The sequence below is a fragment of the Pseudoalteromonas carrageenovora IAM 12662 genome (assembly GCF_900239935.1).
GTDB classification, from domain to species: Bacteria; Pseudomonadota; Gammaproteobacteria; order Enterobacterales; family Alteromonadaceae; genus Pseudoalteromonas; species Pseudoalteromonas carrageenovora.
Genome location: NZ_LT965929.1, coordinates 708914 through 732463 on the forward strand (window position 1 = coordinate 708914; position 23550 = coordinate 732463).

The window sequence follows — 23550 nt, forward strand, 5'->3', positions numbered from 1 at the left end:
GTAATAAATAAACAACATTTATTACTTACTAGTACAAAGGCGATCCCGACCAGAATTTTTTGCTTCGTAAAGGGCGTCATCTGCTCTATCAAATGCTTTGAGCGGGGTATCGCCTTTTTTAAATTGAGTCGCACCAACAGAAATAGTGATCTCTATTTGTTTTTCTCTAAATTTAAAAGGAATATTTTTAATAACCTTTCTAACCTTATCAAGCGGAAGTGCGGCGTTTTCTAGCGATACACCCGGCATTAATAATACAAATTCTTCACCGCCGTAACGGGCTATAAAATCAGATTTTCTTACCGACTTTTGCAGTGCTTTAGAAATAACCTGTAATGTAATATCACCCGCTGTGTGGCCAAATCGGTCATTTATTGATTTAAAATGGTCTACATCAATCACCGCAAGGGTAACATCTGATGGTTGCACATTAAATAGGTGCATTTCATGATTGTAGCGCTCGTCAAAGGCAGCGCGATTAGGTAATTTTGTAAGCCCATCAAGTAAGCTTTTAAAACGTTGTTCGTTTAAGCGTTTTTTATACGTTGTTAACTTGCTTTCTAGGGTAACAATTCGTTTTGTAATGCTATCAAAACTAGAAACAAGCATTTGACGGTCTTCTTGTTCTAATTTTTCTTTGGCGATGAAGTCTTCACTCAAAGATTTTAATTCGTTATCAACAAGCTCTTTTAACGATGAGATTGAGGTGGCCTGTTGAGTTTGCTCATTGAGATTTTTAATTTTACTTTCAATGCTTTTGTTTAAAATATTAAACTCAACATTCATTGATTCAGAGTGTTTACTGGTAGATACAATCGAGTGATGTAGCTCTTCTAATGTTTGATTAAGTGAAGTTAAAAAACTTTGAGCTGACTGACGTTCTTTATTAATATTTTTTACGATAACGCTTATTATTTTTATTGCAGCATCAAGAAGGTTTTCTAGGCTGTCGCTATCAGTGATTGTATTTTTTATTACTTTTATTTGATCCGTCGACTCATCTTCAAGAACTAACTCATTGGCAAGCTCTAACAATTGCTTTGCCATTTGTGAGGATACTGAGCCGCCTTCACCTTGGTTTGCTGCTAGTTTGGTTTGAAGAGCTTGATGATAAAAGCTAATGAGTTGATCTAATAAAGGGATATAGTCGTGCGTAGACTGAACGTTATTTATTTCATGATCTAATAAGTGACGCAAAGTACGACGCGTTTCATCTGGTAAGCCTTTTGTTTTTTGTAGTTGCTTACCTGCGCTTTGAACACTCGTAAATAAATCTCTTTGCTGCGCTAGTTGAACTGCCTCTTGGTTTTGTAATAGGCCAACCAGTTCGTCAATTAGTGGTGATAAATTTTCAAAACTAACCCCTTTTACTAATGCAGAACGAAACCTAGCTAATCTATTATCAAGCTCTGTGTCTAGGCCTTTACAGCTCAAAGACAATTTTGCAGCTAAATTAGATAAAATATCAACTTGGTGTTTTCGCGCAGTTTCTACTGCCATACGAGCATCAATAGCTTGTTTCAACTTTTTATCTGTAGCTTTAGATTTTTCAGTCACCTAAGCATACCGCCATTGTATTAGTTTCATTAAGTTCAGTTTACAACAAAATTTTATTAAGTGTAGTTATCTAGTAAAAAACTTATAAAATTTAAAGTCATAGTACGTATAAACTCGTATACAGGGCAATTTGTCGTATTTAATTCACTTTTAAATAGGGGCTTGTTAGTCTTATAGGTAATTAAGTTTCCACTAAGAGTCTCTATGAAAAAGTTATTAGCCCTATCTATTTTAGCTGCGTGTTCAGCACCTGTATTTGCCGATGTAAATTATTCTTTAAACATATCGCAGCCACAACATCATTTAGGTGATGTAAGTGTAGAGTTTCCAAAAACAGCGCAAGCACATCTTGATATAAAACTTCCTGCGTGGCGCACGGGTCGCTATGAAATGCTTAACCTAGCCAATGGTGTACGTTATTTCAAAGCACAAGGTGATAATGGTGAAGCACTAAAATGGGAAAAAATTGATCACAGTACGTGGCGAGTTCATTTAACTGAACCAACTCAAGTAAGCGTAGATTATCAAGTGTATGCAAATGAGCTTGGTAAGCGTGCACGTCACATTGACGACAGCCATGCATTTATAGATGCGTCAGGCTTTTTTATGTTTAGTGAATCATTTCGCCAAGAGCCAGTAACCGTTAATTTAGACGTGCCTAAAAAGTGGCGCTCTGTATCGGGGATGGATAATTTAAAAGGGAAAAATAGTTTTAAAGCGGCCGATTATGATGTGCTTGTAGATTCACCTATCGAAACGGGTATTAACCAACTACATACTTTTGAAGTAGATAATCGAGAATATGATTTAGTGGTATGGGGTGATGGTAACTACGATGTAGATTTAATGCTAAGTGATTTAAAAAAATTAGTGGCTACAGGCAATGTAATTTGGGATAGCTACCCTTATGAACGTTATGTATTTATGGTACACGCTACGTCGGGTGCTGGTGGTGCAACTGAGCATTTAAACTCAACAATTATTCAACGTCCACGTGACCGATTTGGTAGCCGCGAAGATTACCTAGCATTTATTAGCACCGCTGCGCATGAGTTTGTTCATACGTGGAATGTTAAAGCATACCGCCCTCAAGGTTTGGTGCCTTACGATTACACTAATATGAACTATTCAAAACTGCTTTGGATTGCAGAAGGTTCAACAAGTTATTTTGAAGATCACTTATTAGTTCGCTCGGGTATAGAAACAACCGACGAATTTTTTAAAGTGATGAGTAAAACTATTAATCGACACTTACAAACACCAGGTCGAGAAGTACAAAGTGCAAGTGAAACAAGCTTTGATAAATGGATTAATCAAGGTGGCGATCACGCACGTAACTACAGCACCAATATTTACTCAGAAGGCTCGTTACTTTCATTAGCTTTAGATATCGACTTACTTGAAAAAAGCCAAGGTAAAATTAGTTACCGCGACGTACATAAGGCACTTTATAACAACCATAAGATGCCTGCCGGCTTTACACAAACTGATGTGCTAAATATTTTAGAAAATCTAACCGGCCGTGATTATTCAACCTGGTGGGAAGAAAATGTAGACTCTCCAGCAAATATTAACTTTGATGAGCTACTTGCTAAGGTTGGTTTAAAACTTGAGCGTCCTGAAAAAGCTAAAGTAGTTGCAAGCATTGATGCAACGGCTAAAAACACAGGCGAGCTGTTAACTCTTAGCTACGTTAAACGCGGTGGTAGTGCATGGCAGGCGGGTTTAACAACCGACGACAAGATTGTTGCTATTAACAAGCAACATGTAGGCAAAGATCTAAAAAGTAGCCTAGAAACATTTAATGCGGGCGATAAGGTGACAATTGATTATATTCGTCGAGATAAACTTGAAAGCTTAACGTTAGTTTTATCTAAAAATTACGATAAACCTAAAAAAGTAGTTGCTGATAAAGAGGCAACACCTGAGCAAAAAGCACTATTTAAAGCATGGATTGGCGTGGAACATCCAAATGATGTGACAAAAAATTAAACTCAGTTTTTATAGTGTTTAAATATAAATAACTACCATTAAAAAAAGAGCTTCGGCTCTTTTTTTGTTTTGCATAATGACGTATAAAATGTATATGGAAATTTAACATTAAAGTTAAATCTAATTATTATTTAGTATTTCTCTATTATTAAATAAAATTATTATGGATATAGCCTCAAAATGAAATCAGATAACCCGACTTCAAACTTAACCCATCAATTTGTAATTAACGACTATTTGCATCAGTTATTTGATGCAGTAAATGTTATTTCTGTTCAAGGTTATGACAATGAACGTCGTGTTATTTATTGGAATGAAGGCAGTGAGCGACTTTATGGCTATACCAAAGAAGAAGCCATAGGGCAAAAAATAGAAGATCTTATAATTCCAGAGCCAATGTGTGAATTTGTTATTGAAGCGCACAGTGATTGGGTAAAAAAAGATATAGAAATTCCAGCATCTGAAATTATCTTACAAGACAAGGATGGAAACAACGTATCGGTTTTTTCCAGCCATGTTATGTTTACAAATCAATATAATACAAAACAAATGTACTGTATTGATATCGATTTGTCGGATGTGAAAAAAGCACAAGCAGAGGCTTCATTTAATGAGGATATGCTAAAAACCATTTTTGGGGCAATCCCTGATTTATTTTTCTTGATGGAAAATGATGGAACTATCCTAGAGTATCATGCGAGCAATGAAACCGATCTTTATACCAAGCCAAAGCAGTTTATTGGTAAAAAGATGGGAGATGTATTACCTGAGGAAGTAGCCAAAAAATTTGAAACTTATATCAGCCTTGTATTAGAAAAAGAGCAGATGATGAGCTTTAAATACGAGCTAGCTTTGCTCCATGGGCTCGTTTTTTTTGAAGCAAGAATAAATAAAATAACAGAACATAATCAGTTAATGGTTATTATTCGAGATATTACAGAACAGCATAAAGCAGATGAAATAATTAGACATCAAGCGTATTACGATAGTCTAACTTTACTCCCAAATCGTTTTTTAGCACTTGATCGTTTGTCGCAATTACTTATTGAAGCACAAAGAAATAACGAGAAAGCGGCAGTACTGTTTTTGGATTTAGATGACTTTAAAAAAATAAATGACTCTTTAGGCCATGAAACAGGAGACAAACTTTTAATTGAATCAGCGCAGAGGCTGCAAGAGGCACTTCGAAAAGACGACACGGTAGGGCGCCTAGGTGGAGATGAGTTTATCGTATTGCTACGAGGTATAACTGATCACCATGCAGCGCTAAAAATTACTGAAAAACTGCTTAATAACTTTAGAGCCCCTTTTAAAGTTGAAGGCCGAGAGCACATACTTACAGCGAGTATTGGTGTAGCCATATATCCTGAAAATGGTACAACAGTTGCTGATTTATTACGAAATGCCGATACAGCAATGTATCAAGCAAAATCATATGGTCGTAATACTTATTCATTTTTTACTAAAAAAATGAATGTAATTATTCAGCGCCGACTAGTAATAGAAGAGCAGATGCGTGACGCCCTTGAACGCAATGAATTCGAGCTATTCTACCAGCCCCAATTTGACGCCAAAAATAAACACATCATTGGTGCAGAAGCGTTATTACGTTGGCATAACCCTGTGTTAGGTAATGTAACACCTGATGAGTTTATACCTATTGCCGAAAATACAGGATTAATTGTACCTATTGGCAAGTTTGTAATTAGCCAAGCTTTACACTTTTTAAACACATGGCAAAGTACCTGTAAACGCCAACAAAAATATACAATGGCTGTTAACTTATCTCCTCGCCAATTTAGAGACGTAGGACTACTCAGTTTTATTCAAAACTCATTGAGTGAAGCAAACGTAAATCCCGAAAGTTTAGAGCTTGAAATAACTGAGGGAGTATTGATGAGTTGCCACACAAATGTTGTTGATATACTGACCGAAATTACAGCGTTAGGCATTTACTTATCAATGGATGACTTTGGTACAGGTTATTCGTCATTGAGTTATTTGAGAGAATACCCTTTTAATGTACTCAAAATAGATAGAAGTTTTATTGATGGCATTGTGCTAAACAATGAAGATTGTAATCTCGTAAAGGCAATTATTGCCATGTCGCACAGCTTAGGACTGACAGTTGTTGCCGAAGGTGTAGAAACAAAAGAGCAGCATACTTTATTGAACGAATTGGGTTGTGATTTTATGCAAGGCTTCTATTTTAGTAAACCAATACCAGCAGAACAGTTTCTTGATTTTTCGATGAATTTTGATAAAAAGTAAGATTAAACACTCGATTGTAACAATTCACTATTTTAGCAATCGTTTGGCCAGCTAAGTCAAAGCAAGACCCATTTGTGCAGTACGCCAAAGCAATCTTTAAAGTATCGAAAGCTGAGGAAGATAAACCAAAAGCACTTACAGGTAAATTACAAGCAGCTCGCCAGAGCTAATGAGCGCAATCATTGCGCTTAACAAAGCTAAAAACAAACCTGTATACGCCGATGCCAACAGCACATTACGTGTAACCTATGGTGCCGTAGGCGGCTACTCACCTCAAGATGGCTTGGTAGCAACACCCTTTACATCGCTTGAAGGATTACTCGCTAAAAACACTGGTGTTGACCCATTTAATGCACCTAAAAAGTTACAAGAGCAAATTAAAGCCAAACTTTACGGTGACTATACAGGTGGCATGAATACAGTGCCCGTTAACTTTTTATCTAATGTAGACACTACTGGTGGTAACTCAGGCTCGCCAACACTTAACGGTAAAGCAGAGCTTGTTGGTTTACTGTTTGACGGTGTTTACGAAAGTATTATTGGTGACTGGGATTACAACCCTGAGCTTAATCGCTCAATCCACGTTGATTCACGCTATATGTTGTGGGTAATGGATAAAGTAGATAATGCACAAAACTTGTTAGACGAAATGACAATCGTAAAATAAGTAATTAGTGAGACAACAGAAGGGCGCTTACCGCAAAGGAAGCGCTTTTTTTGCCTCCCGTGTAATTGAGACGAGCTTACATAGGGAGAAGTTATCAAACGACTCTGCCAAAACGAGAACCAGCAATAGAAATAATAGAAAAACAATACCGTTATTAATCTCACCTTTTGGCTCAACTACAACATAATTAAAAAGTACCATTGCGGCTAAAAGGAAGCAGAATATTGAAATTAATACTCTTACAAATGTAGATGCTCCTTTTTCTTCGGATTTACTCATATCTTCCCTTGTACTGCTAACGCCTCAATCAGAGGAAAAAATTGTTGGTTAAAATTAGCGACGCAGGAGCAAAAGCCAACTGTTATTTGTCCTGCTTTACCGACTTGTTAAGTTACCTGTTTAGACGGTATAAGCCACATTCATTAGCCCATTTTTCAATTTTATCTGCATGCGTAGGATTACGTAAATAGAAAACATTGGTGTCGTCCCAGCTTTCAAAATACACAGCTTCTAACTCAGGCAACACCAATTTATAAAAATGACTACTATCTACATTGTGCTGAGCGCACATTAGATAACTTGCTTTAGCAGTGTCTGATCTAAATTTGCGAAACTGCGGTTTGGCTGAACTCCAACGACCTTTGAATGTAAAGTTTAAAACTTCGGTATTTTCGATTAGTTGCTTCGCAAATTTAACGAACTTTGAATCTCTACTTTGTTGCTCCTCTTCAGAAACATCGGATAAGTATTTTATTGAGTCTTCTGCTCCCAACCAACGATCGAAAACTGAAACCGCCATGTAAGTGTATGCATCGGTTTCTTCCACAGCACACAACTTATCAAGATCTGGAAATTTTTCACGTAAATATGTTTGATCTTTTTTATCCAATGCTAGAAATTTACGCATATCTTCCTTGTTCATTAGCTTGTTAAGTGTCATTAGGCATCATCCAGTTTTGAAATTTCAGCTCCAACAATAGCCTCAAGGTTCAATGTGATTTTATCTGCTGTCCAGTCCCACCATGCTAGTTGAAGTAATTTATCAATAACTGGTTGTTCAAATCTATGTTTAATTATTTGCGCAGGATTACCACCAACAACGCTATAAGCAGGAACATCTTTAGTAACGACAGATTTACTCGCAATCACAGCTCCATGGCCAACTTTAACTCCAGGCATTATTGTTGCTTCATAACCAATCCAAACATCACTACCAATTTCGGTGTTGCCTTTAAATGGTAACTCACCTTCTTTAGGCATCGACTTTTCCCAGCCATTACCAAAAATGTAAAATGGATAAGTAGAGAAACCAGAAGCTTTATGATTTGCGCCATTCATTATGAATTTTACATCTTTTGCAATAGCGCAAAATTTTCCGATAATTAACTTATCTCCAATAAAAGGAAAGTGGTACAGAACATTACTTTCAAAATTTTCAGGACCGTCGGGATCATCATAATATGTGTAATCGCCTACTATTATATTTTCATTTTTAATATAATTTTTAAGATATCCAACTTGTGGAAATCCTTTCATTGGCTCTTTATTATTTGGGTTTGGACCAATCAAATCATACTCCTTACTATTTGTGACATTTAACGCGCTAATCAGTCGAGCCGTTGTTTGGCGTCGGCTGCATTTGCTTGTTAGCTTGAATATACTCTAGTCCCATTTCTTTTTTGCATATATCTCCGCTCTCAAACTTTTCATCAGAATAAAATAGTGCACCAATTATCTTATTATTTGTTGGGTTAAAAGACACACTTAACGAATCAACTCCCTTAGCTTCATTGCGATTGATTTTTAAAGTCAAAGAGGTTTGGTTTTCTGTGCGTTGCATTTTAACGTGTGTAACAGAAGAAACTTGGTAAAAAGCAGGGTACAGAATTAAGGAAGAACTGAACGCGTTAATTAAGGCTTGTTTATCATTCCACTCTGGAATTGATTTCTTATACCTTTCCATTGCAGTTAAGTAATCATGATATTCATCTATTCGATCAGCAGAGTGATAACTTTTTGATAGGTTCTTAACGTCATAAATATAATTATTGATTTGAATAAGCTCATCACTTGAGCATACGTTAGCGAAGCTCCCTGCTGTGAAAGTCGAACTTAGTAGCAATACTAAATGACTAAGTTCTTTGATGAAGTAAACCATGACATGCTGATGCATCGTGTTGCTCGTAAAATCAAAGACAAAGCACTCATGCGCCTACTCGGTAAATATCTGCGAGCAAGGGTAGCAGAACGCGAAACTGGTCTGTGGTTTGAGTCAACCAAGGGAGATCCTCAAGGTGGGCCATTATCCCCTTTGCTTTCCAACATTTTACTCGATGAATTAGATAAGAAGTTAACCTACAAACGCCTTAAGTTTGCACGTTAGGCTGATGACATAATCATTTTAGTAAAAACGAAAAGCGAAGGGCTAATAATCCAACGGGACATTACTGCGTTTATCACTAACCGATTAAAACTCAAAGTGAATGAATCGAAAAGTCGAGTCGGTCCCGTATCAGGCTCGAAATTTCTCGGGTTTACATTCCGTTACGCTCAAGTGCAGAACCACGAACAGGCGCTAAAGAAATTTAAAGCAAATGTAAGAGAGCTCACTAACCGCAACTGGGGGATCTCAATGACCCTACAAATTCATAAACTCACGCAGTATTTACGCGGCTGGGGACACTACTACCTGATAGCCAACGCTTATCAGCTAACGGTGGATTTAGATCATTGGATCCGCCGTAGGATAAGAATGTGCTACTGGCGGCAATGGCGTAAACCTCGCACCAAAGTAAGCAGTTTAATGAAATTGGGTGTTAGCGAACGACTCGCCATAGCCTGTGGTATCACCAGTAAAGGCCCTTGTAGAAGCTCAAAAACAAAAGGAATTAACATTGCGCTAGGTAATGATTACTTAGCGTCACAAGGTTTAGTGTCATTGAGAGATATTTGGATCAATATTCATTACGGGAAATGAACCGCCCATTGCGGACCCGCATGATGGGTGGTGTGGGGGCTGGAGGTTAGAGACCTCCGGCTACCCGATTATGCGATTTTATACAGTTAACCATTAGGACTTAAATTCATTGTTTCAATGACACTTTTGTCTTTAGCTATATAAGTTAAAATGTCATTGGAAGTCCATTTTAAGTTGCCAATTTGACCGTTGAATAAAAACTCATCTGGCTCTTCTGATAGAACCTGCCTTTCGAATATAACTTTGCCATCATTATTTTTCACGATAATGACTAAGTTGAACTGCTCTTCAGTATGCTGAGCATTCAAGCTCGCCGCCATACTCCTGGCACGGTTATTTTTAGTGCTAACCTCATATGAATTATCAAATTTATCTTCAATGACTCTTCGATATGCTTGCTTAAAAGGCTCTATATCCCAGACTTTTAGCTCACAGACTTTTAAAAGAGCTGTATAAAGAGTGCTAAGTAAAAACTCTTTTCTTTCAATGCCTTTTAATTTGTAAAAATGATCGAAATCGAAATTAGAGTAAAACTTTAGAACGGAGCTACTTTCTTCTGTGGTTCCATCTCGTTGATCAGGCTCACCTAGTTTAATGACTACCCTGTATATATTATCTTCCTCTAGGCTCTTAAAGTGCCTTTCAAAATGAGCGCAAACACACCTGTTTTCAAGTGTGAAAGCCCTTGAATCATTCAGCTCTAGTTTATATGCCCAAAGTGAAAACTCTCTAAGCTTCACGTTTCTTCCTTTTCGCATAACCCTTAAATAAGGGGCGCAGGCATGTGGGGCATAATGGCGAAGCCGCCCCGCATGTATGCGTCCCAGCGAACGAAGTGAGTGACTTAATTTTTTTGTTAGGTGTCAGTGCCAAAACTTCCACCAACTTTTATTAGAGGTGTTGATTACTTTCGCTTGGTCGTAGCAACAGCCGCAAAGTAACTTTATGTTCGCGAATGCTTCAGACTCTTCATTCCAGTCACCACCACATTCTAACCTTTTAACTTCACATTGATTGCACCAAGCATCTGGTCTTTTGTTGTCGTCTGATTCTGGTGCTGAGTTGTAACCTACTTTGTTCTTCGTTGTCATACTATCCATGAGATGCTGGCACACAAAAGTAGCTTGTTGTTCACCGTGCTTACAACAATTCACTGTATTATCAGTTTCCATCCTGACTCCTAACAATTTAATAGTGCGCTCATCGCGCATATTTCTGCCGACTAAACGCTCATTTGTCTACTCTATATAGTTTTAACAAATAACCTAAGGTATTACTATCACTAAGTTTTCTAAAATATTTGAGTTAAGTTAAATAGATCAATTTGCGCTCACCGCTCATTTTCGTGAATATATGCGCAAAGAGCAGTTAAACTAATCAATTAACGACGATATTAAGCATATCTCAATGACCGGTAATCGCTCTGAGTTGTCTTTAACTTAAATCAAACCACCTCAACATCCTATAATATATTTCATGTGCATTTTATAACCAAGAAGTGCTAGCTTAGTGGTAAATTAATTTAAGGAAATAATTATGAAATTAGAGTCATTAGCACTGCACCACGGTTACGAATCTGAGGCTACGACAAAATCTGCCGCGGTGCCTATTTATCATACTTCATCGTACACGTTTGATAACACGCAACATGGTGCCGATTTATTTGATTTAAAAGTACCTGGAAATATTTATACCCGTATAATGAACCCAACCAATGCCGTACTTGAACAACGTATTGCTGCAATGGAAGGGGGCATTGGTGCGCTGGCTGTTGCTTCTGGGATGGCGGCTATTACGTATGCTATTCAATGTTTGTGCGAAGTAGGTACTAATATTGTGAGCACCAGCCAAGTATATGGCGGCACGTATAATTTATTTGCACATACATTACCTAGGCAAGGTATTGAAGCGCGTATGATTAAGGCTGATGACTTTTGCGCATTCGAGGATGCCATTGACGACAATACCCGTGCTGTTTTTTGTGAATCTATTGGTAATCCGGCAGGTAATATTGTTGATATTGAGCGTTTAGCACGTATTGCACACAGCAAAGGTGTGCCGCTTATAGTTGATAATACCGTGGCTACGCCGTATTTATGCCGCCCATTTGAGCTGGGCGCCGATATAGTGGTTCACTCACTGACAAAGTATATAAACGGGCACGGTACTGCTATTGGCGGCATGATTGTCGACTCAGGTAAATTTGATTGGAAAGCGAATGCCACGCGTTTTGCAATGATGAACGAGCCCGATCCGTCGTATCACAATGTGGTTTATACCGAAGCCTTTGCTGAAGCTGCATTTATTGGTCGCTGCAGAGTAGTGCCACTTAGAAATACCGGCGCAGCGCTTGCCCCTAAAAACGCATCTGACATTTTAATCGGCCTTGAAACCTTAGGCTTAAGAATGGATCGCCACTGCGAAAATGCACAGCAGTTAGCTGAATATTTAGAAAATCATCCAAAAGTGCTTTGGGTTAATTACGCAGGGCTTAAATCAAGCCCGTATAACGAAATGAGTCAAAAAATTACCAGTGGTAAAGCATCGGGTATTTTAAGTTTTGGTATTGCGGGTGGCCTTGAAGCGGGTACTCGTTTTATTGATGCACTAAACATGATTTTACGCTTAGTTAATATTGGCGATGCAAAGTCGCTTGCGTGCCATCCAGCGTCTACCACACACCGCCAATTAAACGATGAAGAATTAGCAAATGCAGGCGTAAGTCTTGATTTAATTCGTTTGTCGGTTGGTATTGAAAACATTGCAGACATAATTGCCGATGTAAGCCAAGCGCTCGATAAAGCATAGTTACCTCACTACCTTTCATAAAAACCTTTAAAGCATAAAAAGCGATAGTTGAAAATAAACTATCGTTTTTTATGTTTTTCTAAAATCGATTAATAAGTATACCTCTTTATTTTATCTACCTTTTTTATAAAACCTTCTTAAGACTTTTATATTTCTACCGTTTGTTTTTTATTCATATGACAATTTTGTATTGACACTAAGATTACTTACTACTACATTTGTAACAGTACAACTACAAATGTAGTATTAGGAGCGACAATGAAACTTAGTGATTTTGAAATGGATATTATGCAGCTGCTCTGGCAGGAAGAACCCTGTACCGCCAGTCAACTACATAAAGTGCTTTTAGCTGATAAGCAAAAAGATAAAAAAGTAGCCTATACAACAGTTAAAACTATTGTAGATAGGTTAGAACACAAAGGAGCGATTGAGCGCTGTGGACATGAAGGGCGAGCTATTGTTTTTAGAACAATAGTTACTCAAGACACATTATCGGAGCAAGCTATGCCTAGTTTTATGCAACGATTTTTTAAAGGTAATTCTCGTAGTTTAATTGCCCACTTTATCAAAGAAGAAAAGCTAAATGATGACGATATAGAATACTTACAAACGCTTTTAAAAAATAAAAAGTTAGATTAAAGGAGAGGGTAATGACGGATTATTTACTAACTTGCACACTTATTAGCTTATGTATTTTGCTTACTGTAAAATGGCTAAAAAATGCCCCAGCACGATTAAACTTTTACATTTTAATGACTGCGTTGGCATGTTGGTTTGTCCCTTGGCAGTACTTTTCCCAGATACCGTTATTTGAAGGGACAAATCGTTACACATTCAACGTGGCGCAATTAATTCCCGATGTTAAAGCATTAATACCAAACGCTGAACAAGTAGCAACTAAGGACGAATTACAAAGCGATATGGATATATGGCACTTATTGCCATCACTTAGTAATGTTTTTATGGTTTTAGTTTTAGCTGGTTTTGGATTGTTTTTATTACGTATGGGCTTATATGTAAAGCTTATAAAAAATCTATACATTAACTCAAAGCCAAGTCCTGAACTTAAACACATCAAAAATCAGTACCCAATTAGGCTAACAACCCATACAGAGCCAGCTTTTGCTACCGGGTTAATAAAGCCTGTTATTTGGTTAGAGTCGTCGATGATGAATCGTGAAGAATTAAATTCAGTTATTCAACATGAGGTTACGCACTTACAACAAGGTGATATTTATTGGACGTGGCTTATTTGTTTTATAGAAAGCGTTTTTTGGTGGAATCCTATTTGCTCAAAGTTAACTGGTTTGGCGCGAGAGCAACTCGAACTTAGCTGTGATGAGTTGTGTATGCAAAAGCTAAAAGGTAAATACCAATTGGATTTAGCAAGTTTATTGCTACAAAAGCAAAGTGCTAAAAGCTCGCCTAACTTTTTTACCCCCCCCACTTTTGAATATTGCTCATTCTAAGAGTTTTAATATTCAGAGGATCAAAATGTTAAACAAGGAAAAAACAATGAAAAGTAAATATTTGGTTATGGTTGCGGCGGCAATGTCTTTTAGTGCTTTAGCTGCAGCGCAAATTGTAGATGGTACTACGGGTAGTAAACAGCAAGTAGTAAAACTTCTCAGGTACCTGTAAAAAGTGAAGCTTATAATCAACAACTTGCACAACTTCTTAAAAGTGCAGCAGGGGCAAAAAGTGATAACACTGAACTGTTAAACCAAGCTGCGCAAGGCATTCAACAATGGCACTTAAGTAGAGATAAACTTACAGGTTTTGAAGAAGCTGAAATCAAACTACAAAGCTTTAGGCTGCTAAATCACGTTTACTCTAAACTTGAGCAATATGAAGATATACTGAGTGCTTACGAAAAATGGTATGAGCCTGGTAGTAACCCGCCTTACTTTTTAAAAAATTCACTAGCAACCGCGTATATACAACTAGGGCGTTATGAGCTTGCAGTTGTAGAGCTTGAAGATTTATCAAAACAGCTTGAAGGGAAACTACATGTTGGCTCTGCTGATAACTTAGCACTAGCATACATTTACCTTGCTGATTACGATAAGGCATTAAAAACCCTAGATCAGGTTGATGCAAAAGATGATGTATACGGAAATATCCTTAAATACTATGTTTATGATAAACAAAATAACCGCAAAAAGATGAACGAAATTAAAAGTAAAATTCCAGACGTATTTGCAGTTACCCCCGCGTTATTACCGCAAACTGGCTTACCAGGTTCTCAACTATTAAGGATGTTATAAGCGTTGAGTAATTAAACTTGGGGCCTTTGAGGCTCCTGTTTCATTCTGTTTAAATTTTTTTACAAAGGCGCTTGTGTAAACCTTATTAAAAATACAGCTTTTAATTTGCTGTGTTTTACGCCGCAAAAATGCTTTTTTAATTCGTGTTTTAGTTGTGCGGCTGGCAATATCACTTTTTATGTTGGCGTCTTGCTTAATTGGGTATGGCATAAGTGAAAAACCATTAACCTGTGTTTCCCATATATGTTGCAAGTCGCAATCTACAGGGCGACCAAATTGGGCTGTGGCTTTAAGTAGTTGTTTTGCACCTTCATAACTTATTGCTGTAGCGCAGCAGCCGGTCATTAGTTTTTTATGTATTACTAACTGCTGGTGGTTATTAAGGCTGTGCTGATAGGCGATAGGGCGTGTGCGGTTTTCATAAGCTGCAAGTTTAATAAGTTGCCAAGGCTGGTTTAGCTGCTCAATATTTTTAATCGCATCATGAATAGACTCATCAATATAAAAATCATCTTCAAGCACAATCGCGTATTTTAATTTTTCATCAACTATTTTTTGCCATGCTTTACGGTGGCTTAAATAGCAGCCAATTTGACCATTGCTAAGTGCGTAGTGGTATTTTTGTTTGTTTAGTTGTGGGTTGTAATGAAGGTATTTTTGTTTATCAGTTAAGTTATTACCATCAATAGCGTCTATACGCTTAAACGCTAATTTAACTGCAGATAGCCGCTCTGTGGTTTGTATTAAACGCTTGGTTGATCGTGCCAAATTAATTACAAATATTGCTGCCATACCTAATGCCTCTTACATTTTTTACTTATAGTAAGAAGGCTGTATTACATGGCAGTGGCAAATTTATGGCTTTTTTAAGTCTGCTCTTGGCTGCGCTAAAATTGCGTCTTTTTCATCTTGAGAGAGAATGATCCAATCAAATATTTCTTCATTAGTTCGACCGCACCCAGTGCAATAACCGCTGCGACGTTCACATATACCTAAACAGTCGCTTTTTAATTTAGGTGTGTTTTTATTCGTTTTTCGCATTATTAAAATCCTAACGGTGGAGCAATTTCAAAGCGAGTAGAAAACCCATTACCTTCTTGAATTGTAGAAAGTGTAATAACCGGATTTTTAGTATCAAGTACAAATGAGCTGTAAATTGAACTTGCTGTTTCTTTTTGGCTTTCAAACCAACCTGTTTTTGATAGGCATTGGCGTAATTGCTTAACAAGTGTTTGATGCGACTTTACTGCATGTGTTTGTGTTTTTATAGGTGTTTGGCATTGGTAACTTACTTGCTCAGACTTATTTAAAGTAACAGTACAACGTGAACCTATTAAATGAGTATTAGTGCGCCATTGGTTAGTGAACTGGTTATTTACTTTATCTGTTTTTATTGAGTCAAACTCAGATTCATAACCGGTTACTAGGCTGTTTATGGTGCTACATTCATTGGATGTTACTGTGGTTTTTACAGACTGATTCGTTGTAGTAGCTTTGGTTGTAGTCTGATTAGTTTTGCTTGTACAGCCCGCTAAAATAAACACGATAATAAGAAGGATAATATAGTTTTTCATAGTTCACAGTAACCGATAAATTGAGCCATGCACTATAACACACATCATTTATTCAACTAAAAGGGAAAATAAAAAGGCCCATAAAATATGAGCCTCTTTTTAACTTACTTTAGCACGCGTTATTTATGGCGACCTTGCAGGCATTTTACAACGTCTTCTAGGGCTAAGCCTTGGCGTTGTAATAATACAGTAAGATGATAAATTAAATCAGCCGATTCGTTAGTAAGTTCATCGTTATCGTGTTTCATTGCAGCAAGCGCTACTTCTACGCCTTCTTCGCCCACTTTTTGACAGCTACGGCTTAAGTCTTTAGCAAACAATGAAGCGGTGTAGCTTTTTGCTGGGTCGTCGTTTTTACGCTCAACAATCACATCTTCTAATTGCGCTAAAAAGCTTAGGCTAGGTTTAGCGTCATCACCAAAGCAGCTTTGTGTGCCTAAGTGACATGTTGGGCCTTCTGGATTAGCCAGTACTAAAATTGAGTCGTAGTCACAATCGGTATGCACCGATACTACATTTAAGTAGTTTTCTGATGACTCACCTTTGGTCCATAAACGTGACTTTGAACGCGAGTAAAAGGTTACTTTGTTACTTTCAAGCGTCGCCTTTAGTGCTTCGCTGTTCATAAAGCCTTGCATTAAAATAACACCAGAGCGAGCATCTTGAACAATCGCAGGGATCATTTCGCTTTTAGCAAAATCTACTTGAGTTTGGTTTTGTTGTGTTACTTGCATAGTCTTGCTGCCACTTGGTTATCGGTTAAAAATTGTTTTAATTCGCCAATGTTAATCACATTTTTGTGAAAAACGCTTGCTGCTAATGCGCCATTGACTTCGCTTTGTTTAAATACATCAACAAAATCTTGCATACTGCCTGCACCGCCAGATGCGATTAAAGGAATATCACATAATGCGCGCATTTTACTTAGCTGCTCATTGTCGTAACCGTTACGTACGCCATCTTGGTTCATACAGTTTAAAACAATTTCGCCTGCGCCTAAGTCTTGTACGCGTTTAACCCATTCCTCGGTTTTGTAACGTGTACGGCTTGATGCATTAGGATCGCCGGTTAATTGATACACTAAGTATTCGCCGGTCACTTCATCGTAAAAGCTATCAATACCTACAACAACACATTGCTTACCAAATTCATCGTGTAGCTCTTTTATAAGCTCAGGGCGGGCAATAGCAGGGCTGTTAATACTTATTTTATCGGCACCACGCTCTAGTACACGTGCTGCATCGGCTACCGATTTAATACCGCCAGCCACACAAAATGGAATATCGATGTGGCGGGCAATGCTCTCTACCCAATTTACATCAAGTAGGCGTTTTTCAACACTTGCGCTGATTTCATAAAAAACCAGTTCATCGGCGCCGGCATCGCTGTATGCTTTTGCCATTGTTAAAATATCGCCCACTATTTCGTGGCCTTTAAATTTAACGCCTTTTACTACCTGGCCGTCTTTTACATCTAAACACGGGATTATGCGTTTTGATAACATGCCAACGCCTCCTCAACACTAAATGCGCCATCAAGCAGTGATTTACCTAAAATAACGCCGCCTACGCCAAGCTCTTTAAGCTTTTTAATGTCATCAAGTGAGCTCACGCCACCCGAAGCTTGCACTTTAATGCTGCTGTTATGGCGAGTTAAATCTTCATAAAGCTCAAACGATGGGCCAGTCATGGTGCCATCTTTACTGATGTCCGTACATAAAAAGTCAATAACACCCAAGCTTACATAAAAATCAACAAGCTCAAGTAAACCAAACTCTGACTCGCTCAACCAACCGTGCGTAGCAGGTGCCCAGCCAGTGGCTGTTTTATTTACATCAAGGGCAATAACAAAGTGCTCTGCGCCAAATTGTTCAATCCAGGCTTTTACTTGCTCACGTTTTTCTACCGCCATTGAGCCAATAACAACTTGGTTAGCACCGGCTTTTAGCCAATCACTTACATCTTGCTCTGAGCGAATACCGCCGCCCACTTGGTACGGTACATTAAGCGCTTTAGTTGCGGCTTGAATATGTTGCCACTGCTTCTTACTCGGATCGCGTGCGCCCTCTAAATCTACAAGGTGCAATTTACCTGCGCCGCTGTCGGCGTATTCTTTTAAACGTGCACCAAGCTCAAAAGGGTAAAACTGAGCGGTGTCGTATTTACCTTGATATAAACGAACAATTTGATTTTGTAATACGTCTAATGCTGGAATAATCACAAATAATCTCTTTATTGTTGGTTAATGGGCAGTTTATAGCTGCCAATCAACAAAATTTTGTAATAAACGGGTGCCTACTTTTGCACTGCGCTCTGGGTGAAATTGCATGCCAGCGTAGTTGTCTTTAGCAACTATAGCTGAAAAGGTTTGGCCGTATTCGCCGCTTACAAGTGTTGCGTCGTTTACAGTGTGCGCAAAGCTATGTACAAAGTACACTTGCTCGTCTTGTGTTAACCCTTTAGTAAGTGCATGCTCTTTATTAATGCTTAAGTTATTCCAACCCATATGCGGCGACGTTAAACTACCAACATCAAGGGCTTTTACTTGCCCTGGTATTTTACCTAAGCACTGCACGTTACCTTCTTCGGTGCTTTCGCACAGTAACTGCATACCTAAACAAATTCCCATAAGTGGGCGCTGGTATTCGTTTATAGCTTGTTGCCAGCCGTTATCTACAAGGCGTTTCATGGCAACAGATGCATGGCCAACACCTGGTAATATAGCACGCTCAAAGCCTTTTAATTGCTCTGGCGAGGTAATTACTGTTGGCGTTTGCCCTAAGCGTTCAAAGGCAAAACGAACTGAATTTATATTGGCACACCCGGTATTAATTATTGCAATCATAAACATCCCTTAGAGCTGGCTGTTTGTTGGGTCGTGTCTTGTGCTACTGCCATACGAAGGGCACGTGAAAACGCTTTAAATAAGCCTTCTACTTGGTGATGACAGTTACCGTCGCTTACCGATAAAATAAGGCTAATAGCGGCATTATCGCTTAAGCTTTTGAAAAAGTGCTCAACCATTTGCACGTCTAAATCGCCAGCTTTTTCGCGGCTAAAATTAGCGTTTAATACAAATGAAGCGCGGCCCGATAAATCAATTTGTGCCTCTGCTTTACATTCATCCATTGGCAGTGCAAAACCATAGCGCGCTATTTGCGATTTAGTGCCAAGCGCTTGTTTAAGTGCAACACCTAGGGCAATACCAATATCTTCAACAAGGTGGTGCTCGTCTATGTGTAAATCGCCTTTCGCTTTAATGTTTAAACCAATGTTGGCGTGCGTGCGAATTTGATCAAGCATGTGATCAAAAAAGCCAAGGCCAGTATCTATGCTGCCATTTTTAGTCTGATCTAGGTTTATGGCTACATCAATTTGGGTTTCTTTGGTGTTACGGGTAACACGGCCTTCGCGATTGGCAGTTGTAAGCTTTGTAACAATGGCAGGCCAGCTGCCATCATACAAAATGCCTTCACAACATAAGTTTTGAGCAAGGCCAATATCTGTTTGGCGATCGCCAATTACATATGAACGAGCTAAATCAACTTTGCCAGAGCGCATAAGTTCAGTTAATAAACCTGTTTTAGGTTTACGGCAATCACAGTTTTGCTCGTCAAAGTGTGGACAAATTAATACCTCGTCAAAGCTAATGCCTTGGCTTTGCATTATGTCCATCATTTTATCTTGGGCTATGTCAAAGTCAGCAGTCGGGAAGCTGTCTGTGCCTAAGCCATCTTGATTCGATACCATCACTAAACGGTAACCGGCGGCTTGTAATTGTAATAAAGCCGGGATAACACCTGGTAAAAAGGCAAGCTTTTCAAGGCTGTCTACCTGTTTGTCGGTAATTGGCTCTTCAATTATGGTGCCGTCGCGGTCAATAAATAAATAGGGGTTACTCATGATACTTCGTTTCCTGCTAATGGTGCTGTGGTAGCCGGCGTTTGTAAGCCATCTAACCAAATTTTTACTTGTTCTAGCTCTTGTTCACTACCAATTGAAATTCGTAGCCAATCGTCTTCACCGTATAGGGTAAACGCGCGCATTACTAAACCTTGCTCAAGTGCTACTTTAAAGTAGTTTTTGTTGGCTAATTTTAAGGTAACAAAGTTACCTTCACCAGTGAGAATTTTTAATGCAGCGGGGGAGGCGTTTAACCACTGTACAAGTTTAGCTTTTAAGCTATTTAAAATAGTCACTTGGCGGCGCATTGATGTAATTGCATCAGGTGCAATTGCTTGCGCAGCAATACTTGCCACTACGCCAGATACCGGATACGGCGCAATCACTTTACGAATTGGCGCCAGTACACTTTGTTGTGCAAGCGTAAAGCCAGTTCTGAGGCCTGCAAGTGCAAAAGCTTTAGATAATGTGCGTAGTACCACTACATTACTAAATTCGTTTATAAGTGCTGTGGCGCTTTGCTCTGGGCAAAATTCAATATAGGCTTCATCAACAATTACCAGTGCTTTTCCCGCAAGCGCTGTAGCAATTGCCTTTACTTTATTAAGAGGTGTTAGGCTACCTGTTGGGTTATTTGGATTACAAATAAACACCAGTTTCGAGTTGCCCACAGCCTTTACTATTTCATCTACACTACCATCAAGTAATAGCGCTTGCGTTAGGCTATTAATGGCAACGTTATGAGTATCAGCCGTAACTTTGTACATACCGTATGTTGGTAAAAATAACGCAATGCTGTCTTTAGCTGGTTCACAATAAGTGCGTACTAAAAGCTCAATGCCTTCATCGGCGCCGCGCGTCATTAATACGTTTTCGCTTTCAAGCTCTGCATACGCAGCGTAGCGGTCAATAACCAGTTGCGGCTGTGGGTCTGGGTAGCGATTTAAATCTTCAATACTCAGTTCAAGGTTTTTAGTATAAGGGCTTTCGTTGGCGTTTAACCAAGTTGACCCTGTTAGCTTTTCACTTTTAGCAGAGCTATAGGCAGCAAGTGCTGCAATATTTTGTGGTAATAAGCTTGTCGCTTGTGCGCTCTCATTGCTCATTTTTAATTGCCTCTAAACGAATTGAAACCGCATTTGCGTGTGCATCAAGGCCTTCTGCATCTGCTAATGGTAAAATAGCTTTTGATAGCTGTGTTAAGCCACTTTTGCTAATAGTTTGCACAGTGTAAGTGCGGAAAAAATCGAGCAAGTTTAAACTTGAATACGTTGCGCTGTAACCATAGGTAGGTAACACGTGATTAGTACCCGATGCATAATCGCCCGCTGACTCTGGCGTGTAGTCGCCTACAAATACAGAGCCTGCATTTTTTACTTTATCTAAATAAGGTGTTGAATCTGCTAATTGCAAAATTAAGTGCTCAGGGCCGTATTGCGCTGATACGTCAAATGCTTGCTCAACAGAGTCCACTAAAATAAGTGATGAATTAGCCAGAGCTTGCTCGGCTGTCTCTTTTCGGCTTAAGTTTGCAAGCTGGCGTGTAAGTGCCTGCTGCGTTTGCTCAATGATACTTTCGCTGTTACACAATAAAATAACTTGTGAGTCGCCGCCGTGCTCAGCTTGCGAGAGTAAATCTGCTGCTATAAATTCTGGATTTGCACGCTCATCTGCAATTACTAATACTTCAGAGGGGCCTGCTGGCATATCGATTGCCATACCAGGAATTGTTTGCGCAACAAGCTGTTTTGCCATCGTTACAAAGCTATTACCTGGGCCAAAAATTTTGTTCACTTTAGGCACTGATTCAGTGCCGTAGGCCATTGCGGCAATTGCACCTGCGCCACCACTTTCAATTAAAGTTGTAATGCCACATAACTTAGCTGCATATAATATCGCAGGGTTAATGCTTTCATCACCTTGCACAGGGGTTGCAAGTACGACGGTTTTAGCACCACTTAATTGTGCAAGTACACCTTGCATAATAACAGATGATGGCAGTGGAGCACTGCCACCTGGTACATAAATACCCACAGCTTCGATGGCCTGATATTTCAGTTCACATACAACGCCAGGTTGGGTTGATAACTTAATATCTTTAGGCAATTGCGCTTCGTGAAAACGTTTAACGTTTGCATAAGCGGTGTCAATTGCGTATTTAAGCTCTGCGCTTAGTGCTTGCTCTGATGCGTTTATTTCATCAAGCGGTACACGTAAACGAGGGGTAGCTCTATTATCAAACTTTTTAGCCATATCAAGTAAGGCTTTATCGCCTTGCTCTTTCACATCGCTCATAATTGTTTGGCATATAGCTTCAACCTTTGCGCTGGCAGAAACCGCAGGGCGCATTAGCGCCGCTGCTTGTACTTGTGAAGATTCCTCATTCCAACGAAGCATGGTACTTACTCCATCATTTTTTCAATTGGCATTACTAAAATAGAGTTAGCGCCTAGGGCTTTAAGCTGCTCCATTGTTTCCCAAAATAATGTTTCGCTGCTTACCATGTGAAGCGCTACGTACTCTTCGTTACCAGCAAGTGCAAGTAGAGTAGGTTGGCCAGAGCCTGGTAAAATTTCGCAAATTTCATCAAGTTTAGTTTTTGGTGCGTGTAGCATAATGTATTTGCTTTCTTTAGCCTGTTTAACACCACGAAGGCGCGGCATAAGCTTATTGATTAGCGCTAGTTTGTCTTCATCTTGAAGGTCTTTATTTTGAATTAAACACGCGTTTGATTCTAAAATTGTATCACCTTGAATTAAGCCGTTCGCTTCAAGTGTTGCACCGGTTGAAACTAAATCACAAATTGCATCAGAAAGACCTGCACGTGGGGCAACTTCTACTGACCCTGTAAGCATTACAGTACTTGCATTAATGCCTTCGCGCTTTAACCACTGCGTTAAAATTTCTGGGTAGGTTGTAGCAATTCGCTTACCTTCAAACCAACTCTTATCACGAGGGCCAAGCTCTTGTGGCCATGCAAGTGCAAGGCGGCAGTAACCAAAATCTAGTTTAGCTAGTTTGCTAACTTCGCTTGGTACACCTTGGCGTTCACGTTCTGCTTGAACTTCTACTAGCACGTTTTCGCCAACAATACCTAAATCACATACACCGTCCATTACCAAGCCCGGAATATCGTCATCGCGCACACGAAGTACGTCAATTGGCATATTGGTTGAGTGTGCAATTAAGCGTTGCTCACGTAGGTTTAATTTAACACCTAGTTGCTTTAGTAGATCTTGACAATCTTTAGACAGGCGACCGCCTTTTTGGATGGCGATACGTAGACGATTTGTGTTATTCATTATTCATTTTCCTTTAATTTAAAAACTAAAAACCCCGAGGGGAACCTCAGGGCGAAAATGAATCAATGTGTTTTGAATCGCCAGAGGTTCCTTTTAGGAATAACCTCTCAGCGAAAGACCTGACAGGTTATTCCGGTGAATGGTGGTGATGATGTACTGTTGTCAGGTTTAAGCGCATTTTTATATCCTATTTTGCTTAGCGCTATTTAGTGAGCGTTAAGCTTTAATCTGTT

26 protein-coding genes and 1 pseudogene are annotated in these 23550 nt (G+C 39.0%); 9 read left to right on the forward strand and 18 right to left on the reverse strand.

All coding sequences use genetic code 11. The features are described 5' to 3' along the window. Positions 1-21: 21 nt before the first annotated feature. Positions 22-1557: a GGDEF domain-containing protein gene (locus tag ALFOR1_RS19425; protein ID WP_058550281.1), complete on the reverse strand. Its 1536-nt coding sequence runs from the start codon at positions 1555-1557 to the stop codon at positions 22-24. 204 nt (positions 1558-1761) lie between these two features. Here ALFOR1_RS19425 and ALFOR1_RS19430 point away from each other — a divergent pair, with 204 nt between their 5' ends. From ALFOR1_RS19430 to ALFOR1_RS19440, 3 genes and pseudogenes are all read left to right on the forward strand, one after another. Then, a complete protein-coding gene (locus tag ALFOR1_RS19430; RefSeq protein ID WP_104644104.1) occupies positions 1762-3549 on the forward strand; it encodes a M61 family metallopeptidase in 1788 nt (595 codons plus the stop codon). Between the two features lie 180 nt (positions 3550-3729). Further along, the gene (locus tag ALFOR1_RS19435) at positions 3730-5820 is read left to right on the forward strand and encodes a bifunctional diguanylate cyclase/phosphodiesterase (protein ID WP_104644105.1); all 2091 of its coding nucleotides are present in this window, start codon (positions 3730-3732) and stop codon (positions 5818-5820) included. 62 nt (positions 5821-5882) lie between these two features. After that, positions 5883-6487: pseudogene (locus ALFOR1_RS19440) on the forward strand (S46 family peptidase); the annotation flags it as partial. 27 nt (positions 6488-6514) lie between these two features. Here the strand turns inward: ALFOR1_RS19440 and ALFOR1_RS19445 are convergent. The 4 genes from ALFOR1_RS19445 to ALFOR1_RS19460 all read right to left on the reverse strand — a co-directional run bounded on the left by ALFOR1_RS19445 (position 6515) and on the right by ALFOR1_RS19460 (position 8660). Beyond that, positions 6515-6766 carry a hypothetical protein gene (locus ALFOR1_RS19445; RefSeq protein WP_104644106.1) on the reverse strand — a complete coding sequence of 84 codons (252 nt, stop codon included), beginning with the start codon at positions 6764-6766 and terminating at the stop codon, positions 6515-6517. Positions 6767-6878: 112 nt separating this feature from the next. Further along, positions 6879-7394: a hypothetical protein gene (locus tag ALFOR1_RS19450; protein WP_131692512.1), complete on the reverse strand. Its 516-nt coding sequence runs from the start codon at positions 7392-7394 to the stop codon at positions 6879-6881. A gap of 32 nt (positions 7395-7426) precedes the next feature. Next, a complete protein-coding gene (locus ALFOR1_RS19455) occupies positions 7427-8053 on the reverse strand; it encodes a Vat family streptogramin A O-acetyltransferase (protein WP_373864947.1) in 627 nt (208 codons plus the stop codon). 37 nt (positions 8054-8090) lie between these two features. Next, positions 8091-8660, reverse strand: coding sequence for a hypothetical protein (locus ALFOR1_RS19460; protein WP_227006961.1), 570 nt, complete (start codon positions 8658-8660; stop codon positions 8091-8093). Here ALFOR1_RS19460 and ALFOR1_RS20575 point away from each other — a divergent pair. Together ALFOR1_RS20575 and ALFOR1_RS20580 are read left to right on the forward strand one after the other, a co-directional pair. Further along, positions 8649-8870 (forward strand): hypothetical protein, encoded by a 222-nt coding sequence (locus ALFOR1_RS20575; RefSeq protein ID WP_232007058.1) that lies wholly within the window; start codon positions 8649-8651, stop codon positions 8868-8870. The genes ALFOR1_RS19460 and ALFOR1_RS20575 overlap by 12 nt on opposite strands. Before the next feature lie 171 nt (positions 8871-9041). Further along, positions 9042-9464 (forward strand): group II intron maturase-specific domain-containing protein, encoded by a 423-nt coding sequence (locus ALFOR1_RS20580; RefSeq protein ID WP_227006963.1) that lies wholly within the window; start codon positions 9042-9044, stop codon positions 9462-9464. A gap of 86 nt (positions 9465-9550) precedes the next feature. Here ALFOR1_RS20580 and ALFOR1_RS19470 read toward each other — a convergent pair whose 3' ends face one another. Further along, entirely contained in the window at positions 9551-10204 is a 654-nt protein-coding gene (locus ALFOR1_RS19470) for a hypothetical protein (protein ID WP_104644110.1), read from the reverse strand. A gap of 123 nt (positions 10205-10327) precedes the next feature. Further along, positions 10328-10636, reverse strand: coding sequence for a hypothetical protein (locus tag ALFOR1_RS19475; RefSeq protein ID WP_104644111.1), 309 nt, complete (start codon positions 10634-10636; stop codon positions 10328-10330). A gap of 364 nt (positions 10637-11000) precedes the next feature. Here ALFOR1_RS19475 and ALFOR1_RS19480 point away from each other — a divergent pair, with 364 nt between their 5' ends. The 4 genes from ALFOR1_RS19480 to ALFOR1_RS20630 all read left to right on the forward strand — a co-directional run bounded on the left by ALFOR1_RS19480 (position 11001) and on the right by ALFOR1_RS20630 (position 13913). Continuing rightward, complete coding sequence (locus ALFOR1_RS19480; RefSeq protein WP_104644112.1) at positions 11001-12272, forward strand: O-acetylhomoserine aminocarboxypropyltransferase/cysteine synthase family protein; 1272 nt, start codon at positions 11001-11003, stop codon at positions 12270-12272. Between the two features lie 258 nt (positions 12273-12530). Beyond that, positions 12531-12911, forward strand: a complete 381-nt coding sequence (locus ALFOR1_RS19485) for a BlaI/MecI/CopY family transcriptional regulator (RefSeq protein ID WP_058550288.1) — start codon at positions 12531-12533, stop codon at positions 12909-12911. Between the two features lie 11 nt (positions 12912-12922). Next, positions 12923-13741, forward strand: a complete 819-nt coding sequence (locus tag ALFOR1_RS20585) for a M56 family metallopeptidase (RefSeq protein ID WP_232007060.1) — start codon at positions 12923-12925, stop codon at positions 13739-13741. A 46-nt stretch (positions 13742-13787) separates the two neighbouring features. Then, positions 13788-13913 (forward strand): hypothetical protein, encoded by a 126-nt coding sequence (locus ALFOR1_RS20630; RefSeq protein WP_269459764.1) that lies wholly within the window; start codon positions 13788-13790, stop codon positions 13911-13913. Between the two features lie 620 nt (positions 13914-14533). Here ALFOR1_RS20630 and ALFOR1_RS19495 read toward each other — a convergent pair. The 11 genes from ALFOR1_RS19495 to hisG form a co-directional block, all read right to left on the reverse strand. Then, positions 14534-15331: a glycosyltransferase family 25 protein gene (locus ALFOR1_RS19495; protein ID WP_104644113.1), complete on the reverse strand. Its 798-nt coding sequence runs from the start codon at positions 15329-15331 to the stop codon at positions 14534-14536. Positions 15332-15394: 63 nt separating this feature from the next. Further along, positions 15395-15580: a DUF1289 domain-containing protein gene (locus tag ALFOR1_RS19500; protein ID WP_104644114.1), complete on the reverse strand. Its 186-nt coding sequence runs from the start codon at positions 15578-15580 to the stop codon at positions 15395-15397. 2 nt (positions 15581-15582) lie between these two features. After that, positions 15583-16113 carry a hypothetical protein gene (locus ALFOR1_RS19505; protein WP_104644115.1) on the reverse strand — a complete coding sequence of 177 codons (531 nt, stop codon included), beginning with the start codon at positions 16111-16113 and terminating at the stop codon, positions 15583-15585. A 119-nt stretch (positions 16114-16232) separates the two neighbouring features. Beyond that, positions 16233-16847 (reverse strand): bifunctional phosphoribosyl-AMP cyclohydrolase/phosphoribosyl-ATP diphosphatase HisIE, encoded by a 615-nt coding sequence (gene hisIE, locus ALFOR1_RS19510; RefSeq protein ID WP_006793442.1) that lies wholly within the window; start codon positions 16845-16847, stop codon positions 16233-16235. Next, positions 16838-17617, reverse strand: a complete 780-nt coding sequence (hisF, locus tag ALFOR1_RS19515) for an imidazole glycerol phosphate synthase subunit HisF (RefSeq protein ID WP_104644116.1) — start codon at positions 17615-17617, stop codon at positions 16838-16840. The genes hisIE and hisF overlap by 10 nt, the downstream gene beginning before the upstream one ends. After that, positions 17599-18333 carry a 1-(5-phosphoribosyl)-5-[(5-phosphoribosylamino)methylideneamino] imidazole-4-carboxamide isomerase gene (locus tag ALFOR1_RS19520; protein WP_004586383.1) on the reverse strand — a complete coding sequence of 245 codons (735 nt, stop codon included), beginning with the start codon at positions 18331-18333 and terminating at the stop codon, positions 17599-17601. The genes hisF and ALFOR1_RS19520 overlap by 19 nt, the downstream gene beginning before the upstream one ends. Before the next feature lie 33 nt (positions 18334-18366). Continuing rightward, the gene (gene hisH / locus ALFOR1_RS19525; RefSeq protein WP_058405288.1) at positions 18367-18957 is read right to left on the reverse strand and encodes an imidazole glycerol phosphate synthase subunit HisH; all 591 of its coding nucleotides are present in this window, start codon (positions 18955-18957) and stop codon (positions 18367-18369) included. Then, positions 18954-20015: a bifunctional histidinol-phosphatase/imidazoleglycerol-phosphate dehydratase HisB gene (gene hisB / locus ALFOR1_RS19530; protein ID WP_058405289.1), complete on the reverse strand. Its 1062-nt coding sequence runs from the start codon at positions 20013-20015 to the stop codon at positions 18954-18956. The genes hisH and hisB overlap by 4 nt, the downstream gene beginning before the upstream one ends. After that, positions 20012-21121 carry a histidinol-phosphate transaminase gene (gene hisC, locus ALFOR1_RS19535; protein WP_104644117.1) on the reverse strand — a complete coding sequence of 370 codons (1110 nt, stop codon included), beginning with the start codon at positions 21119-21121 and terminating at the stop codon, positions 20012-20014. Before hisC ends, hisB begins: the two co-directional genes overlap by 4 nt. Further along, the gene (hisD, locus tag ALFOR1_RS19540) at positions 21111-22412 is read right to left on the reverse strand and encodes a histidinol dehydrogenase (RefSeq protein ID WP_104644118.1); all 1302 of its coding nucleotides are present in this window, start codon (positions 22410-22412) and stop codon (positions 21111-21113) included. The genes hisC and hisD overlap by 11 nt, the downstream gene beginning before the upstream one ends. Positions 22413-22417: 5 nt before the next feature. Further along, on the reverse strand, positions 22418-23317 hold the full coding sequence (gene hisG, locus ALFOR1_RS19545) for an ATP phosphoribosyltransferase (protein ID WP_008129142.1): 900 nt from the start codon (positions 23315-23317) through the stop codon (positions 22418-22420). Between the last annotated feature and the right edge of the window lie 233 nt (positions 23318-23550).

Bases quoted from the DNA above. Each gene is read 5' to 3' on its own strand.
- ALFOR1_RS19430 (WP_104644104.1), top strand. From the start codon at position 1,762: ATGAAAAAGTTATTAGCCCTATCTATTTTAGCTGCGTGTTCAGCACCT.
- ALFOR1_RS19435 (WP_104644105.1), top strand. From the start codon at position 3,730: ATGAAATCAGATAACCCGACTTCAAACTTAACCCATCAATTTGTAATT.
- ALFOR1_RS19445 (WP_104644106.1), bottom strand. From the start codon at position 6,766: ATGAGTAAATCCGAAGAAAAAGGAGCATCTACATTTGTAAGAGTATTA.
- ALFOR1_RS19450 (WP_131692512.1), bottom strand. From the start codon at position 7,394: ATGCGTAAATTTCTAGCATTGGATAAAAAAGATCAAACATATTTACGT.
- ALFOR1_RS20575 (WP_232007058.1), top strand. From the start codon at position 8,649: ATGCTGATGCATCGTGTTGCTCGTAAAATCAAAGACAAAGCACTCATG.
- ALFOR1_RS19460 (WP_227006961.1), bottom strand. From the start codon at position 8,660: ATGCATCAGCATGTCATGGTTTACTTCATCAAAGAACTTAGTCATTTA.
- ALFOR1_RS19475 (WP_104644111.1), bottom strand. From the start codon at position 10,636: ATGGAAACTGATAATACAGTGAATTGTTGTAAGCACGGTGAACAACAA.
- ALFOR1_RS19480 (WP_104644112.1), top strand. From the start codon at position 11,001: ATGAAATTAGAGTCATTAGCACTGCACCACGGTTACGAATCTGAGGCT.
- ALFOR1_RS19485 (WP_058550288.1), top strand. From the start codon at position 12,531: ATGAAACTTAGTGATTTTGAAATGGATATTATGCAGCTGCTCTGGCAG.
- ALFOR1_RS20585 (WP_232007060.1), top strand. From the start codon at position 12,923: ATGACGGATTATTTACTAACTTGCACACTTATTAGCTTATGTATTTTG.
- ALFOR1_RS20630 (WP_269459764.1), top strand. From the start codon at position 13,788: ATGAAAAGTAAATATTTGGTTATGGTTGCGGCGGCAATGTCTTTTAGT.
- ALFOR1_RS19495 (WP_104644113.1), bottom strand. From the start codon at position 15,331: ATGGCAGCAATATTTGTAATTAATTTGGCACGATCAACCAAGCGTTTA.
- ALFOR1_RS19500 (WP_104644114.1), bottom strand. From the start codon at position 15,580: ATGCGAAAAACGAATAAAAACACACCTAAATTAAAAAGCGACTGTTTA.
- ALFOR1_RS19505 (WP_104644115.1), bottom strand. From the start codon at position 16,113: ATGAAAAACTATATTATCCTTCTTATTATCGTGTTTATTTTAGCGGGC.
- hisIE (WP_006793442.1), bottom strand. From the start codon at position 16,847: ATGCAAGTAACACAACAAAACCAAACTCAAGTAGATTTTGCTAAAAGC.
- hisF (WP_104644116.1), bottom strand. From the start codon at position 17,617: ATGTTATCAAAACGCATAATCCCGTGTTTAGATGTAAAAGACGGCCAG.
- hisH (WP_058405288.1), bottom strand. From the start codon at position 18,957: ATGATTGCAATAATTAATACCGGGTGTGCCAATATAAATTCAGTTCGT.
- hisB (WP_058405289.1), bottom strand. From the start codon at position 20,015: ATGAGTAACCCCTATTTATTTATTGACCGCGACGGCACCATAATTGAA.
- hisC (WP_104644117.1), bottom strand. From the start codon at position 21,121: ATGAGCAATGAGAGCGCACAAGCGACAAGCTTATTACCACAAAATATT.
- hisD (WP_104644118.1), bottom strand. From the start codon at position 22,412: ATGCTTCGTTGGAATGAGGAATCTTCACAAGTACAAGCAGCGGCGCTA.
- hisG (WP_008129142.1), bottom strand. From the start codon at position 23,317: ATGAATAACACAAATCGTCTACGTATCGCCATCCAAAAAGGCGGTCGC.